Genomic DNA, 6651 nt, shown 5'->3' on the forward strand with positions numbered 1-6651 from the left:
CAGAAGGCCGGTTCTCGCTACGCATCTGGGAGTAGCTTTTTATGTTTCATCTCGACCCACGTTTTACCGGTCTCGTTGGACTGTTGTTTCTCATCCTGGGTATCTTTAATCTATATACCGGGCAAAAACGCCTGCAAATTCTACATGCGAATGGCTTTAAGCGCCCCTGGTATAAAGAACATGCCCTCTTAACTGGTCTGGAATATGTCCTGCTCGGGCTTGTGGTATTGATCAATATGGGCATTTCGCTGGGCTTCTTTTCGGTCGCGCAGGCTGCGATTGTCATTCCCATCTATATCGGCTTGCTGTGTATTGCCGCCGCCATACTCGGTTTGATCTTTGTCCAACGCTATCAGATACGCAAGGGCAGGCAGGAAACTGCTGCGACGGGCAACCGGCAGCCTACAACTACCAGTGACACGCCACGTGAATTGACAGCGGAACAACGCACGCTACAAGAACAGCATCGACGTGAGCGACGAAAAAAAGCCGCCGCCGCTCGCCGCCGACAATCCGGTCGCTCCTGATCTGATCTTTTATTCATCTGTGTGACCAGTCCAACCATGCACAAATATCCCCATAACATAATCCAATTTTTCACTAAATTGATGCGTGTTCACTTGTTCAGATGAGCACGCATCATCCCTCTTCAGCAATAGATTCCATGCATCTAAACAACGCACCTCAATCGTTAACCATACAGAGAGCCACAAAAGCAATCAGTATTCAACGTCTATCTAATAATGACTTTGAATAAGACCCACCAATTACTTGCTAGAAACAATAGCAACTATCATTTGTGCTTGAGCGCGAACATCATTCCTAATGAGCTTCTGCTTCACCCCTCAAGCATTGCAGATGGAGCATAGGCAGGCAAATAACAATATAATAATGGAGGAATATGTGATGAATGCTCAAAATGACGTGACAACTGAAACACTCCTGAGCGAAATTCGACAATACTTTGGCTTTGTTCCTCCTTTTTTCACCGTCATTCAGAGGAACAAAGTATTGCTTGCTATGCACTGGCAACAAACACGCACAATCTATATAGATAATCCTCTTCCTTCCATTATCAAGGAAAAAATCTTTATCTATCTCTCATATAATTGCAAGGTGCTCTATGACTTACGCTGTCACTGCATCCAACTCAATAATCAGGGCATGCAGGCCGAGGAGATCCTGGCGCTGCTACATACACCGCTACCGACCGAGCAGGAAATCTCCCAGTATGTGAAGCATATGCGCACCCAACCAAAGGCACTAGAGGACTGGCCGCCCGCCAACTCTCAACTCGATCTGATTCTGTTTGCGTGTATTGCCCATCTGTTTATCCAGAAGCAACGGGCCCCCATCTGTCGACAAGAGTTACAGCGCCTGCTGGGCGATAACTATGTCTTCCTGACTGCTCTCTTCAACTATATTCGCTCCTGCCACAGTTGGATAGAGGCGGACCCGGATCTATTTGGGGATGATGACGAAGAGATGCATCAAATATTCCACCAGACCTTTGGGGAAGTGCAGCAATTGGAAGCTTTTCTCGAAGAGGAACGCGCCAAATTAAAGCAGGAACGGCGAGCCTTTGAGGAAGAGATGAGGATCGAGCAGCTGGAGTTGTTCAAAGCACAAGAAAAGATCCAGGCGGAACAGAAAACGCAAGTCCAGATGAAGCAGGTCGCCTGGCAAGATGCCAATCAGCGCATCAATGACTTTCTGAGTGTCACGGCCCACGAGTTAAAAACGCCAATTACGACGATCAAAGGCACAATTCAGATCTTATTGCGCACCACACGCCGCGACCTCCAACTGAACACGATTACCCTGGAAGATTATAAACGTACGCTAGAAGCTATGCAACGGCTCCTGACGCGTGCCGACAATCAGATCCGCCGTCTGACACAACTGATTAACGATATTGTCTACTTATCGCGTATCCAGGACAAAAAGCTTGAAATGTGCATGGAGCCACAGGATCTCAGCAGCGTATTGAGCGAAATAGTCAATCAGCAAAATCAGCTCAATCCCAACCGTACAATTCGGATCATCGGCGAGCAGGCTCCCATGCTGGTCATCATCGATAAAGACCACATTGAGCAGGTTCTTACCAATTACTTATCGAACGCCCTCAAATATAGCCAGGAGAATCAACAGGTCACCGTAACCCTGGAACGTGAGGGAAAGAAAATCCGTGTCGCGGTACACGATCAAGGGCCAGGGATTACCAGAGAGGATCAACAGCATATCTGGGAACGTTTCTATCGCGTGCAAAAGACAGAAGTGCAGAGTGGATCAGGGATCGGCTTTGGATTGGGACTCTATATCAGTCGTACGATTATTGAACGACACCATGGAGAAGTGGGTGTCAGCAGTAAAACAGGAGAAGGAACCACCTTCTGGTTTACCCTCAATAGCGCGGATTAATTGAGATCACATTAAGAGCAGTCTCGATTGTTTATTGTGTGGTGTCGGAAAAGTTCTTCGACCTTTTCCGACACCACACAATAAACAGATGTTTGAGCACTACAGGTGCGAAAACTCATGCACAGAGATTATGGAGAGCATGGGAGTCCGACACACTCTTTGTCAGTGTTAATGCGCTGCGCGAGCAGAGGATTGGCGCCAGGCGGCTTCAAGACATTGCTTGAGCAGCAAAGCATTTGTTAAGGGACCAATACCGCCAGGAACGGGGGTGAGCGCGCCAGCAACTTCCTGTACGCCTGCGTAATCGACATCCCCGGTCATACCACCCTCTGGTAAGGCATTAATACCCACATCAATCACAACCGCGCCCGGGCGCACCCAATCGGCCTTGACCATATTGGCACGGCCAACCGCCGCTACCAGAATGTCAGCCTGACGGGTCATAGAGGGCAGGTCACGTGTGCGCGAATGGCAGATGGTGACAGTGGCGTTCTTCTGCAATAGGAGCAGAGAGAGCGGCTTACCGACCACATTGCTGCGTCCCAGCACCACGACATGCTGACCCTCAAGCTGAATATCATTCCGGGCCAGGATTTCCATGACCGCTGAGGCCGTGGATGCCTGGAAGCTGGGCAATCCCAGCACGAGGTTCCCGGCATTCAAGGGGCTGATGCCATCAATATCTTTAGCCGGATCAATCGTGTTGGCGACCAGATCCTGCGACAGATGAGCTGGCAGGGGCATCTGCACGATAATGCCATGGACCGCTGGATCTGTGTTCAGATCCAGTAGAATAGTATGGAGTTCTTCGGCAGTGGTTTGCTCCGGCAAGGATTCCAGCCGCGCCGTCACTCCGATTTCGTTGGCGATACGCAGGATAGCTTTACTATAGAAGCCAGAGGCGGCATCACCTTCAACACGTACAATCACCAGACCAGGAGCCTGCTGATATTGCGCAATGTAGCGATGTACATCCTCACGCAACTCGGCTTTGAGGGTAGCACTCAGCGTCTTACCGTTTAAAACTGTTGCCGTCACGCCCGTTCCCCCACAATCTTTACTACCTGCTGACTACCCACAGAAACCGTTTCCAGAGCGACAGTCAGACGCTGCTGTAACGCATGTACACGCTCGGCATCCTTCAAGGAATTGAGATTGGTACGTACCATCCAGGCAGCGCCAGTCGCCGCGCCAGAGGCCATCATAGAAGCCGTCGCGATATCGCTCAGGACGTTTTTATTGCCGATTTCCGCAACCCGTAAGCAATGCTTCACAAGCTGAGCGGCCAACTCAACCATCTCCAACGGCACCAAAGCCGCACCAACCAGAGCATCCTGAATGGACTGTGTACGCGCCGCCTTCTCTTCAGGGGTGGCACGTGGCAATTTAAAACTCGCAGCAAGTTGTCCATAAGCCTCGATATCAGCCTGCATCAAATTCTGAAAACGGCTACGCACATCTTCCGCATTTGTAATGATCGCTTCAATTTCTGAATGGACAGCCGCATAATCAGCCTTGCCCAGGGTCAGACGCGACACCATACACACCAGGGCGGAGCCCATTGCACCGCTCAGGGCAGCCGTTGAACCGCCACCAGGGGTTGAATTTGAAGACGCTAAATCATCGAGATACGTCTGTAAGGATTTATCTAGATACATATGTAATCTTCCTATTTTTCAGTTTCTATCGGTAGCCAGACACAGCCAAAACGGAAACAGGCAGCTATAAAGCCTGGATTGATGCGCTTCCCACTGGCCTACCTCTTAGCATTCTAACATCCCTTACAACTCACGTCGAGCCAACATCACAAAAAAGCTGCTCTCCGGTCCAGCCAGAGGGCAGCAAAAGAGTCAGGGAAGGCTTCACCACATGGATCACGAATGAGCAAGAATTTTCACGGCCGGCCAATCGAAGTAGATACCATTGGCATTCAGCGAAACTCCTTCGATCCAACTGGGGATCAAGCCCGCGATACGCTGATGATCCAGAGGAATCACAGCATCGCTCGCCAGCAGCTTTTGCTCGGCCCGCTGATAGAGACTCAGGCGCTCATCAACCGTGGTGGCATTGGCGTGCTCGATCAACTGATCATAGGAAGCATCCTGCCATTGGGTCATATTCTGAGGAGAATTCGACAGGAATGAACTGGCAAAGGCAGAGGGATCAGCGATATCAGCCTGCAAAGAGGTGATGCCAAACTGGATGGCATGGTCCTTGAGCGCTTGTTGATAGGCATCGTCCCCCAGCGGGCGCAAATTGACATGGATGCCCAGCGAGCTATGCCACATCGTCTGGAGAGCCAGAGCCGTTTTGGCTGTCACCAACGAGGTTGGATAAGAAAAGGTAATGTTTGAGAGTTGCCTGGCCGGAGCTGACTTCAAGAGTTCACGCGCCCGGGCAGGATTGAAATCTGGCTTGCCCGCCTGATAGCCTGGAAGCGCAGGCGGAAAGAGAGTATCAGCAGTTGCCACGGAATCACCCAGGTCAGTAGTAGCATAGGCGTGCTTATCCAGAGAGGCGGCAAAGACCTGGCGGACCGCCAGGGAGTCAAAAGGGGCCTGAGTCACATTAAAGAACAGGGCATCAGTTTGCAATAACTCGGTACGCATAAAGCCTTTGAGCTGGCTGGCTGGCTGCTGATCAGCCTGTGTCAGTCCCCAGACCAGATCGTAGTGACTGACGCGATCAGCGATATAAGCGACACGTGCATCGTTCGTGAAAACGATCTTTAACTGCGTCAACGTCGGCTTCTGTCTATAATAAAAAGGATTGGGGATCAGGGTCATGCTCACGGCTGGCGTCAGATTCTTCACAATAAAAGGACCACTCCCGATTCCCTGCTCGGCAATCGTGATGGGCCACGTTTGATTCTGATAAGAGGCCAGCATTTTAGTGTTGATCGGGAAAAAGAGTGGCTTCGCCAGCGCAGCCAGGAAGTATGAAGCGGGCTGCGTCAACTTTATCTGTAAGGTATGCTCATCGAGTGCACGGACACCAGAGAGCTGTTTAGCCTGCCCGGCATGCACCTTTTGTGCTCCCTCGATCAGGCCCATGTAAGGAGAGAGTTGGGTTGAGGGGTCGGATGGTTGCAGGACCCGCAGCCAGGAATCGATGTAGGATCGCGCGGTCACAGGCGTGCCGTCCGCAAAGGCTACAGCGGGATCGAGATGGAACGTATAGACTTTCTGATCAGATGAAATGGTCCAACTGGCCTGATCAGGCTGTACCTGTAGCTTTTGATCCAGGCGAACCAGGCCGCTGTAGAGCATAGACATCAAGAGCGAACCATTGGCGTCATGATCACTGGCAGGATCAAAGGATGGGACATCGGTGATGCCAACAAAGGGGATGGTTAAGACCTGCGCAGAGGCCAGCGTTGCTTTCCCATTTGTCAATTGAAGTGTCCCACTGCTCTTGGAGCAAGCTGAGAGCACAAGTAATACGCTACAACATACAAGGAGTAGCATAGCTAGATGTCGTCTGTGACCATGTGTATAATTCTGTATTTTCGGGGAACGATAGTTCATTCCTGACCTCTCTCAATAAGATCGCATCTGCAAAAATAGCTAGCGGGGGCAATTTTTAACCGCGCCGTAATATATCTTCATTATACAGAAGGTCATCTACAATGACAAAGATGAGCAGAAAAAACATGCCTGGCTAGTACTCTGTCGGGCATGTTTAAAGCCCTGCCCGCTACGCGGGCGGGGAGAGAAAAGAGGCCGGGGCACAGCCCCCGGACCCCAGGTTAAGGGTTGCACCCTTAACAATCCCGCTTCTGTTCACACAATGGCAATGAAGAGGGGCTTAACAATCTCGCTTCCGTTCGCATGCCTGCTTGAGCCTTTGCTTATCATAACAAATGGCAACAAAAAAGGACTTGCCAAAAGCAAATCCTACTTGTATGGGTCTGAACCACTGAAAAGTGCATTTCCTCAATTTTGCCGAGCGCTTTCCTGTCAGCTTCGTTGAAGCAGACGATGCGCCATCCATTGCAGAGCCACGATGAAGATACAAATGTGTGAAACAAGCCGTACGATCATTAGGGCGGCTTCGCTGCACCTGTTACCAGGCTTGCACGTGCCGTCTATCAACCAGGTGTTCTGCCTGGGATCTTGATCTCACGAAGAGATGGGAAAACTTATCTTGGGTGCGGCTTCGCGCTTAGATGCCTTCAGCGCTTATCCCTTCTCGACATAGCTATCCAGCTCTGGCCCGGGCGGGCCAACT

The 6651-nt window shown here is 50.7% G+C and carries 5 protein-coding genes and 1 rRNA gene; 2 read left to right on the forward strand and 4 right to left on the reverse strand.

Annotated elements, in window-relative coordinates; translation table 11 throughout:
• Nucleotides 1-41: 41 nt before the first annotated feature.
• Entirely contained in the window at nt 42-527 is a 486-nt protein-coding gene (locus F1593_RS22750; RefSeq protein WP_149403860.1) for a hypothetical protein, read from the forward strand.
• Between the two features lie 379 nt (nt 528-906).
• Nucleotides 907-2421: a sensor histidine kinase gene (locus F1593_RS22755; protein WP_172632364.1), complete on the forward strand. Its 1515-nt coding sequence runs from the start codon at nt 907-909 to the stop codon at nt 2419-2421.
• Nucleotides 2422-2589: 168 nt separating this feature from the next.
• Here the strand turns inward: F1593_RS22755 and F1593_RS22760 are convergent, their stop codons facing one another.
• From F1593_RS22760 to F1593_RS22775, 4 genes are all read right to left on the reverse strand, one after another.
• Nucleotides 2590-3459 carry a bifunctional 5,10-methylenetetrahydrofolate dehydrogenase/5,10-methenyltetrahydrofolate cyclohydrolase gene (locus F1593_RS22760; RefSeq protein WP_149403862.1) on the reverse strand — a complete coding sequence of 290 codons (870 nt, stop codon included), beginning with the start codon at nt 3457-3459 and terminating at the stop codon, nt 2590-2592.
• Nucleotides 3456-4079: a cyclodeaminase/cyclohydrolase family protein gene (locus F1593_RS22765; RefSeq protein ID WP_149403863.1), complete on the reverse strand. Its 624-nt coding sequence runs from the start codon at nt 4077-4079 to the stop codon at nt 3456-3458. The genes F1593_RS22760 and F1593_RS22765 overlap by 4 nt, the downstream gene beginning before the upstream one ends.
• A gap of 216 nt (nt 4080-4295) precedes the next feature.
• Entirely contained in the window at nt 4296-5816 is a 1521-nt protein-coding gene (locus F1593_RS22770; RefSeq protein ID WP_172632365.1) for a peptide ABC transporter substrate-binding protein, read from the reverse strand.
• Between the two features lie 627 nt (nt 5817-6443).
• A 23S ribosomal RNA gene (locus F1593_RS22775) occupies nt 6444-6651 on the reverse strand; the annotation flags it as partial.

This window comes from Dictyobacter arantiisoli (genome assembly GCF_008326305.1).
Classification (GTDB): Bacteria; Chloroflexota; Ktedonobacteria; order Ktedonobacterales; family Ktedonobacteraceae; genus Dictyobacter; species Dictyobacter arantiisoli.